Origin of the sequence: Seongchinamella unica, assembly GCF_004354085.1 — a bacterium.
Taxonomy (GTDB): Bacteria; Pseudomonadota; Gammaproteobacteria; order Pseudomonadales; family Halieaceae; genus Halioglobus; species Halioglobus unicus.
This window is the reverse complement of record NZ_SMSE01000002.1, coordinates 1,045,668-1,059,809: the sequence shown is the minus strand read 5'-3', so window position 1 is coordinate 1,059,809 and position 14,142 is coordinate 1,045,668. Positions and strand designations below refer to the sequence as shown.

The following is a 14,142-nucleotide window of genomic DNA, read 5'->3' as shown; positions in this document are numbered from 1 at the left end:
CGCAGGGATGTCAAATCCGTCAGATACTGCCGTTTCACTTATGGTTCTTTTGTGGCCTGGTTTATGTCGCGAGAACTATCCCGTTTCCCCGCAGTTCCGTGCTCACAAGATACTTTTTAACACAGAAAAAAATAAAATCCAATAAAAATAAAGCCTTGCGGCGTTTAATTAATAAATATTTCGGGAATAGATCGTAACTCCGGTTTATGTGGTCCTGCAAGGCATAAGAAAGGCGACGCTTCTGTGAAAAACGTCGCCGTACTTGCCGACAAAATATGACTAAAAGCAGTTATCGTCGATAAAAAATCTATCCTCCAGCAATTTTGACGGTAAATCCGCGTTTTTCCAGTTCTGCTTTTATTGCGTTCCGTTGATCCCCCTGGATTTCGATGTTTTCGCCCTTGAGGGCCCCGCCGACGCCACATTTCTGCTTCAAAAGCTTGGCAAGGGCCTTTAATTCCTTGCCAGCCAGGGGCACGCCGGTCACAACAGTGACTGCTTTTCCACCCCGGCCCTTGGTTTCCCGCTGCAGGCGGACGATGCCGTCCCCGGTGACAGCCGGGCGGTCCTTGCCGCAGACGCAGTCGGCAACCGGCCGGTGGCACTGGGGGCAGAGGCGGCCGCCGTCGGTTGAATAAACAAGACGTTGGGAAGGTTTTTTTGCCATGGTCTAAGCGCTGTCGTGTCAATCCGTCTGGCGGGGCAGTATATTAGCCCGCTTGATGAAGGCAAACAGGAAACGCCCGATGACGGATACCCAGGACCTGCTGGCCCAATTAGTGGAGTTGCAGAGCCAGATGGCCTTCCAGGAGGACACCATCGCAGCCTTGAATGAGGCCGTTGCCGATCAGCAGCGGGAGATACTGGTGCTGCGGGAGCAACTGACGCTGTTGAAACAGCGCCAGGAAGAACAGGCCGCGCAGCTTGACCAGGGCGGCGCGGCGGCCAATGAAAGGCCGCCCCACTATTGATCGATTGACCCGCAAACAGTTAATAACGATAGAAAAGGAGAGATTGCATGGCAGAACAGGGTGTCAAGGATACGCCGGAGCAGGCGCAATTCAGGCAACAGGCAAGAGCCTGGCTGGCAGAAAACACACCGGGGGAGCCGCCGGTTCGAATGCCGCTGACGCCGCTGGAGATCATGACCGAAGACCAGCTCCACTACCTGCAGGCCTGGCAGAAAGCCGCCTACGATGCGGGCCTTATTGGCTGTGACTACCCGGTGGAAGTGGGTGGCGGCGGGCGCGCGAACTGCCAGCGCATTGCCAACGAGGAAATGATGGCCGCCGGCACGCCGTTCCTGCCCAACGTGATCGGCCTGGGCATGGCCGCCCCCACGGTGTTCTATCACGGCCAGGAGGAACTCAAGCGGCGGTTACTGCCGCGGCTGTTCTCCGGCGAGGATATCTGGTGCCAGGGATTCAGTGAGCCCGGGGCCGGTTCCGACCTGGCCAACGTGCAGACCTTCGCCGAGCGCAAGGGCGACAAGTGGGTGATTAACGGCCACAAGGTATGGACCTCCCTGGCCCATTTCGCCGAGTGGATGATTCTGCTGCTGCGCACCGACAAGTCTGTGAAGCACGACGGCCTGTCCTATTTTGTGGTCCCCATCCGCCCTGCGCTGGGCAAGGGAGTCACTGTGCGCCCACTGATTAAAATGACCGGGGAGACCGGTTTCAACGAGGTGATTTTCGAAGACCTGGAGGTGGAGGACAGCTATCGCCTGGATGAACTCGGCAAGGGCTGGCAGGTGGCGATGACCACGCTGTTACACGAGCGCGGGGCCGGTGACCTGGTCACGCCGCGCTCAGGTGGCATGCAGACCCGCTCGGCCCACATCACCAGTGCCCGAACCCTGGTAGCACTGTCCCGGCAGACCTGGCGCAACGGTGCGCCGGCCTGCGAGGACCCGATTATCCGCGATCGTATGATGCAGCAGGTTATCCGCGAGGAGGGCATGGCCGCCAACCAGCGCCGCTCGAGAGTGACGGCGCTGCAGGATCACCCCATGCGCCTGGCCCTGCAGAATAAATTGCTGATGAGCGAAATCGCCCAGGACACCGCCGCTATCGCCATGGAAATCGAGGGCGCCGCAGCGTCCCTGTACCTGGCGGATGACGCTGCCCCGGCTGGCGGCCAGTGGCCCATGTCCTACATGAATTCCTTCGGCTTCACCATCGCCGCCGGTACCAGCGAGGTCCAGCGCAATATTCTTGGCGAGCGTGTGCTCGGCATGGCCAAGTCAAAATAAGGAGAACAGGCATGGCACAACCCGATGATTTTGGATTTGGTGAAGAAGCCGCGCTGCTGAAAGAGTCCGCGCGGAAATTGTTCAGCGAGCACTTCAGCGCCGGCACCCTGCACGCACTGGTGGCGGGCGATCCCGACCCCAATCGCGCGCCGCAGGTGCAGTGGGACATGGAACTGTGGCAACAAATGGTCGACCTTGGCTGGACCCTGCTGGCGGTGCCTGAAGCCCAGGGCGGGGTAGGCATGCCACTGGTGGGGGTGGCGGGGCTGGTGGAAGAGGCCGGGCGAGCGGCCTTCCCCTGTCCACTGCTGTCAACGCTATCTGCCAGTTATATCCTCGCGGCGGCCGGCGCCGGGGGCGAGGCCGCGCTGGCGGATATCGCCGGCGGCGCCACGGCGGCACTGGTCATCTCCAACGAACACGGATCCTGGACCGGGGCGGAGACGTCCGTAAGCGGGGAGGGCGATTCGCTCCAGGGTACGGGATACTTTGTCCAGGACGCCGGCAAGGTCAGCCACCTGCTGGTGTGTGCCAGCGCCGAATCGGGGCCGGCCCTCTACTGGCTGCCGGTCGATACCGATGGGGTGACCGTGGCCCAGGACGCCATTGTCGATCTCACCCGCGACCAGGCCCATATCAGCTTTGACGGGGCCGCGGCCCGCAGGGTGTGCACCGATGCCGCAAGTGCGCTGTCTGAGGCCATGCCGGCGATCTGGACCCTGTACGCAGCGGACATGGTTGGCGCCGGTGAGTGGCAACTGCAGACCACGGTGGAGTACGTTAACCAGCGCCAGCAGTTCGACAAGCCCCTGGGGTTCTTCCAGGCGGTGAAGCACCCCCTGGTGAACGTCATGGTGATGATCGACCAGGCCAAGTCACTGGTCTACAACGCCGCCTGCGCAGTGGATTGCGAAGTCGAAAAAGCGGCCCGTTATGCCCATATGGCCCAGGCCTCGGCATCCGACATGGCGGCCTTTGCCAGCAGCCGTTCGGTGCAGATGCACGGGGGTATCGGCTTCACCTGGGAGTGCTATGTGCACCTGTTTTTCAAGCGCCAGAAGCACACTGAGATGTTGTGGGGTGATGCGGTGTGGCATCGCGCCCGGCTGGCGGAGCTGCTGATAGACAACGCCGCCTGACGGCGCAGTGATACGGAGACAAAGAATGAACTGGAAAACAGGCGTACTGGTACTGCTGGCACTGCTGGGTGGTGTGACGGTTTTGGTGAAGATAGCCACCCGTCTGCCCGCGCCGCCGGAACACCAGGTGTTCATTAACGGTGAGGTCCTTACCATGGACGCGCAGAACCGCATCGTTGAGGCGGTTTCGGTGCGCGGCGAGCGGATCGAGGCGGTGGGCAGCAACGACGAGATCATGGCTCTGGTCGGGCCGGCCACCGAGGTCACTGACCTGCGCGGTCGCACCCTGATGCCCGGGTTTGTCGATGCCCACGGGCATTTTCCCGGATCCGGCCTGACGGCGGTAGCCGCCGATCTCTCCAGTCCACCAGTGGGTGACAAGCAAACCATGGACGAGGTCCTTGCTGCGCTCAGGACGCAGGTAGAATCAGCGGAGCCCGGGGCGTGGGTGTTCGGTACCGGCTATGACGACACCCTGCTGGCGGAACAGCGCCACCCGACCCGCGCCGAACTGGATGCTATCTCCACCGAGCACCCGGTAGTGGCCGTGCACGTGTCGGCACATATGGTGGTGGCCAACAGCATGGCGCTGGAACTGGCCGGAATCAGCGCCGACTCGGAAGACCCGGTCGGCGGGGTCATTGGACGTCGCGAGGGTAGCCGTGAGCCCAATGGCCTGCTGGAAGAAACAGCCCGCATGGATATCATGATGAGGTTGCAGGACATGTCCGCGGTAGACCTGTATCAGGTGATCAAGTCGGCGGTGCGGGAGTATGCCCGGGTGGGCGTGACCACGGCGCAATCCGGCGGCACCACCCCGAGCTCTGCCACGGGTATGCTTTACGCCAGCAAGTTCGGCATTGTTCCCCAGCGACTGGTGCTGTTTGCCTTTGATGACGAGTTTGCCGAGCTTATTGATACCGGCGAATTTGATCCCGCCGAATACACCAGCGACAGGGTGAGCATGCCGGCCATCAAACTGGTGGCGGATGGCAGTATCCAGGGCTACACCGGGTATCTGAGTCATCCCTACCATACGCCTTACAAGGGCGACGAGAATTACCGGGGTTACCCGGCCATTCCCCGGGATACGCTGATCGAGCGCGTGAAAGAGCTGCACAGCGAGGGTTACCAGCTGGCAATCCACGGCAACGGCGACCAATCCATCGAGGATATTCTCGACGCCTTTGAGGCCGCCCAGCAGGCGCATCCGGAGGAGGACCCGCGGATGATCCTGATTCACTCGCAAATGGCTCGTGAGGACCAGGTGGCACGGATGAAAGCACTGGGTGTGACCCCCAGTTTCTTCTCCGCCCACACCTACTACTGGGGTGATCGCCACCGGGATATTTTCATGGGGCCGGAGCGGGCGGCGGCCATGAGTCCGGCGCGCTGGGCACAGGATTACGGCCTGGTGTTCAGCTCCCATCTCGATACACCGGTGGTTCCGATGCAGCCGCTGCAGGCGGTCTGGAGCCAGGTGTTCCGTCTCAGCCACGGCGGTGATGTGATCGGTGAGGAGCAGCGCATCGACGTGATGTCGGCGCTGCGGGCGGTCACAATCGACGCCGCCTGGCAGGTCTTCCAGGAAGACCGCATCGGCTCCCTGGAGCCCGGCAAACTGGCGGATATGATCGTGCTTTCGGGCAGTCCGCTGGAGTCTCCCATGGACATGCGCGAACTGCTGGTCGAGCGCACCCTGATCGGCGGCGCCACCATTTACCGCTACCAGTAACCCCCATATGGGGCAGCGGTGGCAGCAATTTCCTCGCCGCCGTTGCCTCCCGCCGGGCATTCCTATATAACTATGCAAACGGCCTAAGTACTTTGACAACTTATGCTGTTGGCAACCGTTGGGGGACGCAAACAGCCGCTCATGTACCGCTACAGTGTTGATAATGCCGTAACCTACACTTCAGAAGACATTGTCCTGTTCAGGGAGTCACCGTTCGCCTGCTGGATGGAACGACTGACCCTGGAAAATCCCGACCACGGCATCCCGCCAGACCGCGACAGCACTCCCCCCGGTAACTACATGGAACGCCAGGATGAACTGGCAGCAACGCTGCGTGCCGAGGGCAAGCGCGTCATCCTGGTTGACTGGGAGGCGGATGAGCCGTCGCGGCGCACAGCAACCCTCGAAGCCATGCGCCATGGCGTCGACTTTATTGTTAACGGGCAGCTGGCGCTGGGCCCGCTATCCGGCTCCGCCAACCTGCTGATGCGCACCAGCGGATACTCGGAGCTCGGCAACTACCTCTATATCCCCTGCGACACCCAGGCCAAGACCACGCTGAATTCGGCTTTCCGTCTCTGTTTCCTCGCTGACCTGCTGCACAGCCTGCAGGGCCAGCTGCCGCCGCAAATGCTGATTATCCGCGGCGGCTCCGACCTGCTGCCGCTGGAAACCGAAGACCATATATACCACTACCGCGCGGTCAAGCATCGCTTCATGCAGGCCATGCGTGATTTCCGCAAGCACCGGATGCCCGATCCGGCGGAATCTGCCCATTTCGGCCGCTGGTCAGAGTGTGCCAACGAAGTGCTGAAACAGCGCGCACTGCGCGGTGAGGACGAGACACCGGACGTTGTCGAGCAGGAACCGCAGGAGCAGAGCCTGCCGCTGCAGGCCACCGCCGAGGCACCGGCGCCGGAACCATCCGCGGCGGCCAGGCAGGACAGGAGTTTCGGTTCACGGGGCATTCCGGTGGGAGATACCCTGGCATCCCAGGCGCGGCATTTGACACCCCGGGCGCTGCAAACCTCCGGGGAAACGTTCCGGCCTGCCGGCGAACGCGGAAATCTGCTGGATTCTGCGCTGCAGAATCTTGAGTTTATCGGCAGCAGTACCAGGGCGCCAAGTATCGGCAGGCACGGCCCTGCCCCCGCCAGTCGTCTACCCGAAGCAGCGCCGCCAGTTGAAGCAGAGGAGCCGGTAGCCGCAGAGGACCCAGTGAAAACCGGGCCGCCGGAGCCGCCGCCTGAGCGTGCCCCGGGGCCATCGCAAGCTGATGCTCCCTCGCTGTCGCGAGTGAAACCGCACCCGCTGGACAGCACCGGGTATCGGGTTGAGTCGATGACTGTGTCGCCGGACATCGACGCCCGGGAAAGTCCGCCGCCGGCCCTGCCGACCGACAGCCCCGAGTTTGAAATAGATTGCGTGGACGACTCCGATTACCGCATGCCGCCCGATCCGGCGGCGTCGCCGCTGGACGCGAGGCTTTCCCCCGCCAGCGGCATGGAGCCGGCGGTGGCAGAAGTTGAGGCAGAGCCCGAACCCGAGGCCGAGCCAGAACCGGAAATTATCCCCAACCGTCCGTTCTCCAGCAGCCTGAACACCGCTGACTTCGATGACCTCTAGGCTGTCCTCAGCGCAGCTGGCGAAAGCAGTCCCGTAGTTCCCGGACCAGGACTTCCGGCTGTTCGAGGGCCGCGAAATGCCCACCCCTGTCCAGTTCCTGCCAGTGAATCAGATTGCTAAAACGCTTTTGCGCCCAGCGGCGGCTGGAACGGAATATTTCGCAGGGAAAGATGGAGCAGCCCGCGGGCATGTCAATCGGGTCGAGGTTGGGGCTGTTAAAACTCTCCCAGTACAGGCGAGCGGAACTTGCGGCACAGTTGTTCAGCCAGTAGAGCATGACATTGTCGAGCAATTCGTCCTTGCTCAGGACGTGTTCCGGATGTTTGAACCCGTCTTTTTCACAGTCGGTCCAGGCATAGAATTTCTCCACGATCCAGGCCATCTGGCCGACGGGTGAATCCGCAAGCCCGTAAGCCAGGCTCTGCGGCCGGGTTGACTGTTGCTTGGAATAGCCGGAATCGTGTTGTTGGTAGTAGGTCATTCCCTCCAGCGCGGATTGCTCCAGCGGACTGAGGTCGTCCATGGTCTCCGGGTCCGGGGCCACGATCGGCATCGTGACGTGAATGCCCGCGCAGTGGCGGGTCTGCGTCTGGCCCATGCTCTGGGTGATGATCGAGCCCCAGTCACCGCCCTGGGCGACGTAACGGTCATAACCGAGGCGGGCCATCAGTTCGCCCCACATCTGCCCGATCTTTTCCACGCCTGTCCCAGTCTCGGTGGGTTTGCCGGAAAAACCGAAACCGGGAAGTGACGGTGCTACCACGTGAAAGGCGTCCGCCGGGTCGCCGCCGTGCAGCTCCGGTTGGGCCAGCGCGTCGATGATTTTTGTAAACTCGATCACCGAACCGGGCCAGCCATGAGAGATGATCAGTGGCATGGCATGCGGGTGGGAACTGGCTCGGTGAATAAAGTGTATATCGAGGCCATCGATTTCGGTGAGGTAGTTGGGCCAGCTGTTTAACGTATTTTCACAGCGTCGCCAGTCGTAATCGTTGGCCCAGTAGGTCGCGAGTTCCTGGCTATAGGCCAGCGGCATGCCCTGGCTCCAGTCGGCGCAGGTTTCCGCATCCGGCCAGCGCGTTGCCAGCAGGCGCCGGCGCAGTTCCTCGAGGGTAGAGTCTTCAATCGCTATCGTGAATGGGCGCACCTGGGGGCTCACGTCGGGGTCCTCGTTATGGTTTGATCGGGGTCAATAAACCGGGGCATTGTTTAGACAATACCGCTATCCCTAGGATATGTTAGTAATACCTTAACGAAAAGTGTCTAAACTAGCGCTTTCACTAGAACGTACTAGAATATTGGCCAAGGGTCTGCGGGTTGTGCAGTCGAAGAACATTCAGTCTGGTGACAGGGGAAACCACAACGCTGTATGTCAGTAAATCTGCGTACATTAGCCTTCCGAACCGTGGAAGTGCTCAGTTATTCGGTGGGTATTGCCCTGACCGGCTTTTTCGCCGTGCAACTCGCCCAGGGCGAGGTGGAACGGCAGGGTCGTATTGCCGCTTTTGAAGAGCGGGCGATGCTTGCTGTCGAGGACACCCGGCTTTCCTGGCAAACCGTAAGCCCTTCCGGAAACGAACGTTTTTCTGACGCCGGCGAGCCCGATATGACGCTCTGGGCCCCGGGTCGCATCGCCGATTACCAGGCCAGCCTGTCGGCCGACCTGCCACCGGTTCTCGGTGTGCTGGAAGTCCCTGACATTGATTTGAAAGTCCCTGTTTACCAGACCGCCTCGGACATGGTGATGGACCGGGCCGCTGGCGTAATCGACGGAATGGCCTATCCTCACGAGGGTGGCAACATCGGAATTTCCGGTCACCGCGATGGTTACTTCCGGGTGCTGAAAGATGTCGAAGTCGGTGACAGCATCGTGCTGCAGACTTTGGAAGGAGAGAAAAGGTTCACGGTCGACGCGATTCATATCGTCGACAAAACGGATACGCAGTTGTTAAAGGACACCCGTGACACGACCGTCACCCTGGTCACTTGTTACCCGTTTTATTTTGTCGGAAATGCGCCGCAGCGATTCATCGTGACAGCGTCACTCGACACAACCTATGTCAACCACAATTAAGGAGGAATTGACATGAATAAGAAGATGGTAGTAGCGGTAGGTATGGCCCTGTCGGTATCAGCGGGATCGCTGATGGCACAGGACAAGGCGGTAAGCAGCACGGTAACCTGCGCCGACCTGAACTGGTCTGCGGAAGTTCTGGCAATGAATCCTGATATCGCCGAGTCCTGCCAGTCCGTGTATGAGAAAGACGGTGAACTGTATGCCAAGGCCACCGTTGAAGTTATCCGCGTGCGCGGTAACCGCATGACGTTCCGTCCGCTGCATACTGACGGCACCATGGGTGACACCCGTTCAATCCAGGTGGACAGTTCATGGCGCGCTGAAATCGGTGGCCGCAGCTACCGCGCCAGCGACCTGATGCGCGGTCAGCAGTTGAACGTGTACCTGCCCCAGGATCGTTTCGCCCTGGCGGTGGATGACGACGACGGCCCGGACGCAGCTGACCTGATCGTGATCGAGGAAGAAGTCGTCGAAATGCCGACTACTGCTTCGCCGCTGTTCCTGATCGGCGCGGTTGGCGGTGCCTTCCTGGCCCTGGGTGGCATGCTCAGCGGTCTGCGTCGTCGCTTCTCCTGAAGCTGACGCTTGAGACACCAAGGGGCCCTTCGGGCCCCTTTTTCTTTGCTCGCCTGTGGGTATTTTTTATAATTCAGTCGAGCATTATTGCATTATTGCTTTATTGCTTTATTGCTTTATTGCTTTATTGCTAAGCGGTCGCCGTGGATGGGATAGACCTCATTCGGTCGAAAAGCACACTCCCTCTTGAGGTCTATCCCATCCCCGACGGCCTCCGTCCATTTGCACTCGACTATCCACTACCTATGCTGTCGGTGAAGCGCCGAGTCGCCGTGCGAGTGCCTGAATAGGTCCTCTCACATGAGCGCCCCTCCGGGGTACCCTCGGTCGGTTGCGAGCCAGAAAAGCGCTGTCTCGCGCCGCTCCCTCTGCGCTCTGTTTGCGAGAACCGATTCAGCCGCTCGCCCGCCTCGCCATCGAGCACGCTGTGTATCCAGGTGGCGTCGGCGTATTTGGCGTCACGAAAGGCGAGCCGGGGAAGTTCAGGCACTTCCGCGGTGACCGCTTAGCATTAAAGGTTAAAGCGCCTTCTCGATGGATAAGGCGCGAGCCAAGGTGGGTTCAGCCCTCAGACCGGCGGCACCGAGAACCCACCCCAGACCGGCAGGTAGTTCTCGTCATAATGAGACGCCATGGTGGAGTGCAGATCCTCGACTTCCCACTTTTGCGCCCCCTTCGGATTGACGAACGCATCGCGCAGGGTAGGGCGCTGGGCGACCTGGACCTCGTTGCCCCAGACCACAAACACCTCGCCGGAAATCCTGCCGGCCTCCGGCGACGCCAGGTAGCCCACCAGGGGCGCCACGTTGGCAGGGTCGAAAGTGTGGAAGCCACCATCGGCGGGCGGGGCGAACATCTCGGCAGTCTGGCCGCCGGCGGTCATGTCGGTGAGGGCGCGGGGCATGATGACGTTGGCGGTGATGCCGTACTTTATCAACAGCTGGGCGGCACCCATGGTCATGGCGATGATGCCGGCCTTGGCGGCGGCGTAGTTGGGTTGGCCGGCAGAGCCGTAGAAAGCCGCCTCGGAGGAGGTGCTGACCAGCCTGCCGTAGACTTCCTCGCCCGACTTGGCCTTGTCGCGCCAGTAGCGGGTGGCGTTGCGCATGTTGACGAAGTGGCCCCGCAGGTGAACGCGCACCACCGAATCGAACTCCTCGTCTGACATGCCGAATATGGTCTTGTCGCGACAAAAACCGGCATTGTTGACCATGATATTCATGTCGCCGTAGGTGTTGAGCGTTGTCTGCAACAGGTTTTCGGCATCGGCGGAATCTGCGCAATCACCGTAAACGGCAATGGCCTCGCCCCCCAGCGCCCTGATTTCCTCGACGGCGGATTCAGCCGCTTCCCTGGCGTCGGGCAGGTCGATGTCATTGATAACAACGCGTGCCCCCTGTCTGGCCAGCTGGATTGCCTCCTCGCGGCCGAGTCCGCGGCCGGCTCCGGTGATGACGGCGACTTTTCCGGTCAGGTCTCCCATGCAGTGTTCTCCTTAAATACGTTCGATGATGGTGCCGGTGCCCACGGAGGAGCCACAGCACATGGTGATCAGGGCGGTGTTCTTGTCGGCGCGCTCCAGCTCATGCAGCGCGGTGGTAATCAGCCGGGCGCCGGTAGAACCTACCGGATGGCCCAGGGCGATGGCGCCACCGTTGACGTTAACCTTGTCCAGGTCGGCGTTGTAGACCTGTGCCCAGGACAGCACAACGGCGGCAAAGGCCTCGTTGATTTCCACCAGGTCGATGTCGTCCATGGTCATGCCGCTGCGCTTGAACAGTCGCGCGGTGGCGTCCACCGGGCCGTCCAGCAGGTAGTAAGGGTCGGTACCCACCACGCAATCGGAAATAATCCGGGCCCGGGGCCTGAGTCCCCGCGCTTTGGCTTCCTCGGCAGTCATCCACAGCACGGCGGCGGAACCATCGGAAATCTGTGAGGAATTGCCAGCGGTATGGATGGTGCCCTCGGTGACAGTGCGCAGCTCGGACAGGGCTTCACGGGGCGTATCACGCAGGCCCTGGTCCCGGGTTACGGTCCGGGTTGCACCGGTAGGGTTGCCCTCGGCGTCGATTTCCGGCGCCTCGACGGTAAATGTCTCGCGGTCGAACCGGCCTTCGGCCCAGGCCTGTTTGGCGCGCAGTTGCGAGTTGTAGCCGAGGTCATCCGCCATCTCCCGGGTGATGCCGCGGTTGTCGGCGATGCGCTGGGCACTGGAGAACTGGTCGGGGGTGGAATCCCAGGGCCAGTCCTGGGGAATGTAGTAGCCGGGACCATTGTAGACATTCATGCCCAGGCCAACGCGGCTCATGGACTCGACGCCACAGGCGATACCGATGTCAATCGAGCCGGTGGCGATCATGGATGAAATCATGTGGTTGGCCGTCTGCGCCGAACCGCACTGATTGTCCAGGGTGGTGCCCCCGGCGCTGTAGTCCTTGCCCAGGTTGAGCCAGGCGTTACGGGTGATGTTGCCGGCCTGCTCGCCAGCCTGGGTGACGCAGCCTCCAGCCAGGTAGTCCACGTCGCTGTAATCGATGCCGGTTCGCTTGACGATCTCTTGCAGCGATAATCCCAGCAGCTGCACGGCATGGAATCCACTGAGATCACCGACACCGGGCTTGCCGCGGGCGATGGGAGTCCTGACTGCTTCTACGATAACTGCTTCACGCATTACACATCCTCTTGGAAGCGCACCCGCAGGTGCAAAACGGAAAATCGGGGTGCATCAGTCTACTGCACTGGAAATCCGGGGCAATGACAGATTGCGTCATTAAAGGCTACCTATTCTGCCGTTTTGAGCCTGCCGGCTACAGCTGGGAAAATCGATAAAACACAGTGGTTTAGCAGGTTATCCCGCGCTCGCTTCGCTACGGTTTTTGCTCTCCTGTCCGGGCCTTGCGCGCTTAGAATGCGGGCTTTGGAAACTATCGGAGCATCCCTTATGAAGCAGTATAAGTACGACGATGTCGAGGCCATGCAGGAACTGGTGAGCGACGAGTTCGGTCCCTGGAGCAGCGAGCTGGAAATAACCCAGGACATGGTCAACCAGTTTGCCGAGTTGAGCGGTGACGACTACTGGATTCACACCGATCCGGAGAAGGCGAAAACTGACAGCCCCTTCGGCTGCACGATTGCGCACGGCTTTCTTACCCTGGTATTGCTGCCGAAAATGCGCGCGGAGCAAACCTATGAGGTCACCGGCTTCAACAACATGCTCAACTACGGCTCCGACAAGCTGCGCTTTACCGGTGTGGTTCCGGTGGGGTGCTCGATTCACAGTCGCAGCCGGGTAAAAGAGGTGAGTGCCACTCCCAAGGGCACCAGGATGGTGCTGGAGCAGCAGGTGCACGTGGTAGGCCAGGATGATCGCCCGGCATTGATCTACGAACTGATGTTTATTTACATGTAGGCAGGGTTGGCGGTGCCCCCGGTCCTGCCGGTGGCACTCAGTCGCGCCTGGCCGGTAAGCGCAGGGGCGCCAGCAGCAGCGCGGAGACGGCACAGACCCCGGCGAAGAAGTAGAGGCTGGGCGTATAGCTGCCCAGGCTGTCATACATGCGGCCTATCACCGCAAAACCCGGCATGACGCAGAGCGTAATAACCGGTCCCATCAGCCCCATGGCTCGACCGTAACTCCCCAGGCCGAACAATTGCGCCATCATCGCGCCCCATACGGGCAGCATGCCGCCGGCAGCCAGTCCCAGCAGCGATGTCCCCAGCAGCATCACGCCGTGCCCCGGTTCCTGTGCCAGCACCAGGAAAGACGCGGCAACCAGCCCCTGTGCCGTCCACAGGGCGGCCTTCAGGCTGAAGCGGTCGGCGGCAATGCCAAACAGTATCTTGCCGATGAAGCCGGTGACCGCCACCGCCATGATCAGCGCGGACGCCTGTTCCTTGCTGCTGCCCAGGTTGATGGCGTAAGGGCTGATGTTGGACAGTACGGCCGAGTAGGCGCTGAACAGCAGCCCCAGGGCCAGCCCGAGATACCAGAATGGCGGGGAGCGCAAAATACCGCGCATGTCCTGGTTGGGCGCTGTACCGGTGGGCTCCGGCGGGGATTCGGCGAGTCCTTCCGGGTGGAGCCCCAGGTCGGCCGGGTGATCGCGAACGCTCAGGGCCACCACCGGCATCATGAGTAACAGTACACACCAGGCCAGGTTTTCCAGCGCCCCCCGCCAGCCGTCGGTGCCCAGCCAGTAACTGACCAGTGCCGGAATAACGACACCGCCGACCGAGGTTCCCAGGGCGGCAATGCCCAGTGCGCGACCGCGGCTGGCGACAAACCAGCGGGAGATAACGGCGGAGCTGCACATCGAGCCTGCCAGGGCATTGGCGATGGCCATGGTGAGGGCGAAGGCAGCGATATACTGGCCGATAGACTGGGCGATGGAGGTGAGGTAAAGCCCCAGGGCGTACAGAACCGAGCCGGCGATCATGATGCCGCGTACCGAAAAGCGGTCGATCATCGCGCCGGCTACGGGTTGCATGAACAGGCCGAGAAACGTGGCGGCGGTCAGGCTGTACATCACCTGTTCCAGACTAACCCCGAACTCGGCCTGTACCGGCGTTACCAGCAGGCTTACCGCATAAGTGAGGAAGCCCACCACGAACAATTGCGCGGTGAAGCCGCCACCTACTACTTTCCAGCCTTGGAACATGTGATCACCTTTGTATGCGATTGCCGGCAGTAGCCGGCCTTAGCGGACCGGGCGGCGGGCCCTGGTCCTGGAGAATC

Annotated in this window: 13 protein-coding genes; 8 read left to right on the top strand and 5 right to left on the bottom strand. The window is 61.1% G+C overall.

Going from position 1 to position 14,142, the window contains the following annotated elements:
* Positions 1 to 307: 307 nt before the first annotated feature.
* Positions 308 to 667 carry a translation initiation factor Sui1 gene (locus E2F43_RS11940; protein WP_133212883.1) on the bottom strand — a complete coding sequence of 120 codons (360 nt, stop codon included), beginning with the start codon at positions 665 to 667 and terminating at the stop codon, positions 308 to 310.
* Positions 668 to 746: 79 nt separating this feature from the next.
* Here E2F43_RS11940 and E2F43_RS11935 point away from each other — a divergent pair, with 79 nt between their 5' ends.
* From E2F43_RS11935 to E2F43_RS11915, 5 genes are all read left to right on the top strand, one after another.
* On the top strand, positions 747 to 971 hold the full coding sequence (locus E2F43_RS11935) for a SlyX family protein (RefSeq protein ID WP_133212881.1): 225 nt from the start codon (positions 747 to 749) through the stop codon (positions 969 to 971).
* A gap of 47 nt (positions 972 to 1,018) precedes the next feature.
* Positions 1,019 to 2,254 carry an acyl-CoA dehydrogenase family protein gene (locus E2F43_RS11930; protein ID WP_133212879.1) on the top strand — a complete coding sequence of 412 codons (1,236 nt, stop codon included), beginning with the start codon at positions 1,019 to 1,021 and terminating at the stop codon, positions 2,252 to 2,254.
* An 11-nt stretch (positions 2,255 to 2,265) separates the two neighbouring features.
* The gene (locus E2F43_RS11925) at positions 2,266 to 3,393 is read left to right on the top strand and encodes an acyl-CoA dehydrogenase family protein (protein WP_133212877.1); all 1,128 of its coding nucleotides are present in this window, start codon (positions 2,266 to 2,268) and stop codon (positions 3,391 to 3,393) included.
* 25 nt (positions 3,394 to 3,418) lie between these two features.
* The gene (locus tag E2F43_RS11920; RefSeq protein ID WP_133212875.1) at positions 3,419 to 5,128 is read left to right on the top strand and encodes an amidohydrolase; all 1,710 of its coding nucleotides are present in this window, start codon (positions 3,419 to 3,421) and stop codon (positions 5,126 to 5,128) included.
* Positions 5,129 to 5,269: 141 nt separating this feature from the next.
* A complete protein-coding gene (locus tag E2F43_RS11915; protein WP_133212873.1) occupies positions 5,270 to 6,754 on the top strand; it encodes a hypothetical protein in 1,485 nt (494 codons plus the stop codon).
* A gap of 7 nt (positions 6,755 to 6,761) precedes the next feature.
* Here E2F43_RS11915 and E2F43_RS11910 read toward each other — a convergent pair whose 3' ends face one another.
* Positions 6,762 to 7,913: an epoxide hydrolase family protein gene (locus E2F43_RS11910; RefSeq protein WP_133212871.1), complete on the bottom strand. Its 1,152-nt coding sequence runs from the start codon at positions 7,911 to 7,913 to the stop codon at positions 6,762 to 6,764.
* A gap of 210 nt (positions 7,914 to 8,123) precedes the next feature.
* On the opposite strand from E2F43_RS11910, the gene E2F43_RS11905 reads away from it, so the two are divergent.
* A complete protein-coding gene (locus tag E2F43_RS11905) occupies positions 8,124 to 8,828 on the top strand; it encodes a class D sortase (RefSeq protein WP_238946871.1) in 705 nt (234 codons plus the stop codon).
* Between the two features lie 12 nt (positions 8,829 to 8,840).
* Positions 8,841 to 9,407: a hypothetical protein gene (locus E2F43_RS11900; RefSeq protein WP_133212869.1), complete on the top strand. Its 567-nt coding sequence runs from the start codon at positions 8,841 to 8,843 to the stop codon at positions 9,405 to 9,407.
* Between the two features lie 568 nt (positions 9,408 to 9,975).
* Here the strand turns inward: E2F43_RS11900 and E2F43_RS11895 are convergent.
* Positions 9,976 to 10,890 carry an SDR family NAD(P)-dependent oxidoreductase gene (locus E2F43_RS11895; RefSeq protein WP_133212867.1) on the bottom strand — a complete coding sequence of 305 codons (915 nt, stop codon included), beginning with the start codon at positions 10,888 to 10,890 and terminating at the stop codon, positions 9,976 to 9,978.
* A gap of 12 nt (positions 10,891 to 10,902) precedes the next feature.
* Complete coding sequence (locus tag E2F43_RS11890; RefSeq protein ID WP_133212865.1) at positions 10,903 to 12,078, bottom strand: steroid 3-ketoacyl-CoA thiolase; 1,176 nt, start codon at positions 12,076 to 12,078, stop codon at positions 10,903 to 10,905.
* A gap of 270 nt (positions 12,079 to 12,348) precedes the next feature.
* On the opposite strand from E2F43_RS11890, the gene E2F43_RS11885 reads away from it, so the two are divergent.
* Complete coding sequence (locus tag E2F43_RS11885; RefSeq protein ID WP_133212863.1) at positions 12,349 to 12,816, top strand: MaoC family dehydratase; 468 nt, start codon at positions 12,349 to 12,351, stop codon at positions 12,814 to 12,816.
* A 37-nt stretch (positions 12,817 to 12,853) separates the two neighbouring features.
* Here E2F43_RS11885 and E2F43_RS11880 read toward each other — a convergent pair whose 3' ends face one another.
* A complete protein-coding gene (locus E2F43_RS11880) occupies positions 12,854 to 14,065 on the bottom strand; it encodes an MFS transporter (RefSeq protein ID WP_133212861.1) in 1,212 nt (403 codons plus the stop codon).
* Between the last annotated feature and the right edge of the window lie 77 nt (positions 14,066 to 14,142).

Excerpts from the sequence above, each read along its gene's own strand:
- E2F43_RS11885 (WP_133212863.1), top strand. The coding sequence starts at position 12,349 with ATGAAGCAGTATAAGTACGACGATGTCGAGGCCATGCAGGAACTGGTG.
- E2F43_RS11880 (WP_133212861.1), bottom strand. The coding sequence starts at position 14,065 with ATGTTCCAAGGCTGGAAAGTAGTAGGTGGCGGCTTCACCGCGCAATTG.
- E2F43_RS11935 (WP_133212881.1), top strand. The coding sequence starts at position 747 with ATGACGGATACCCAGGACCTGCTGGCCCAATTAGTGGAGTTGCAGAGC.
- E2F43_RS11925 (WP_133212877.1), top strand. The coding sequence starts at position 2,266 with ATGGCACAACCCGATGATTTTGGATTTGGTGAAGAAGCCGCGCTGCTG.
- E2F43_RS11940 (WP_133212883.1), bottom strand. The coding sequence starts at position 667 with ATGGCAAAAAAACCTTCCCAACGTCTTGTTTATTCAACCGACGGCGGC.
- E2F43_RS11930 (WP_133212879.1), top strand. The coding sequence starts at position 1,019 with ATGGCAGAACAGGGTGTCAAGGATACGCCGGAGCAGGCGCAATTCAGG.
- E2F43_RS11920 (WP_133212875.1), top strand. The coding sequence starts at position 3,419 with ATGAACTGGAAAACAGGCGTACTGGTACTGCTGGCACTGCTGGGTGGT.
- E2F43_RS11905 (WP_238946871.1), top strand. The coding sequence starts at position 8,124 with ATGTCAGTAAATCTGCGTACATTAGCCTTCCGAACCGTGGAAGTGCTC.
- E2F43_RS11900 (WP_133212869.1), top strand. The coding sequence starts at position 8,841 with ATGAATAAGAAGATGGTAGTAGCGGTAGGTATGGCCCTGTCGGTATCA.
- E2F43_RS11915 (WP_133212873.1), top strand. The coding sequence starts at position 5,270 with ATGTACCGCTACAGTGTTGATAATGCCGTAACCTACACTTCAGAAGAC.
- E2F43_RS11890 (WP_133212865.1), bottom strand. The coding sequence starts at position 12,078 with ATGCGTGAAGCAGTTATCGTAGAAGCAGTCAGGACTCCCATCGCCCGC.
- E2F43_RS11895 (WP_133212867.1), bottom strand. The coding sequence starts at position 10,890 with ATGGGAGACCTGACCGGAAAAGTCGCCGTCATCACCGGAGCCGGCCGC.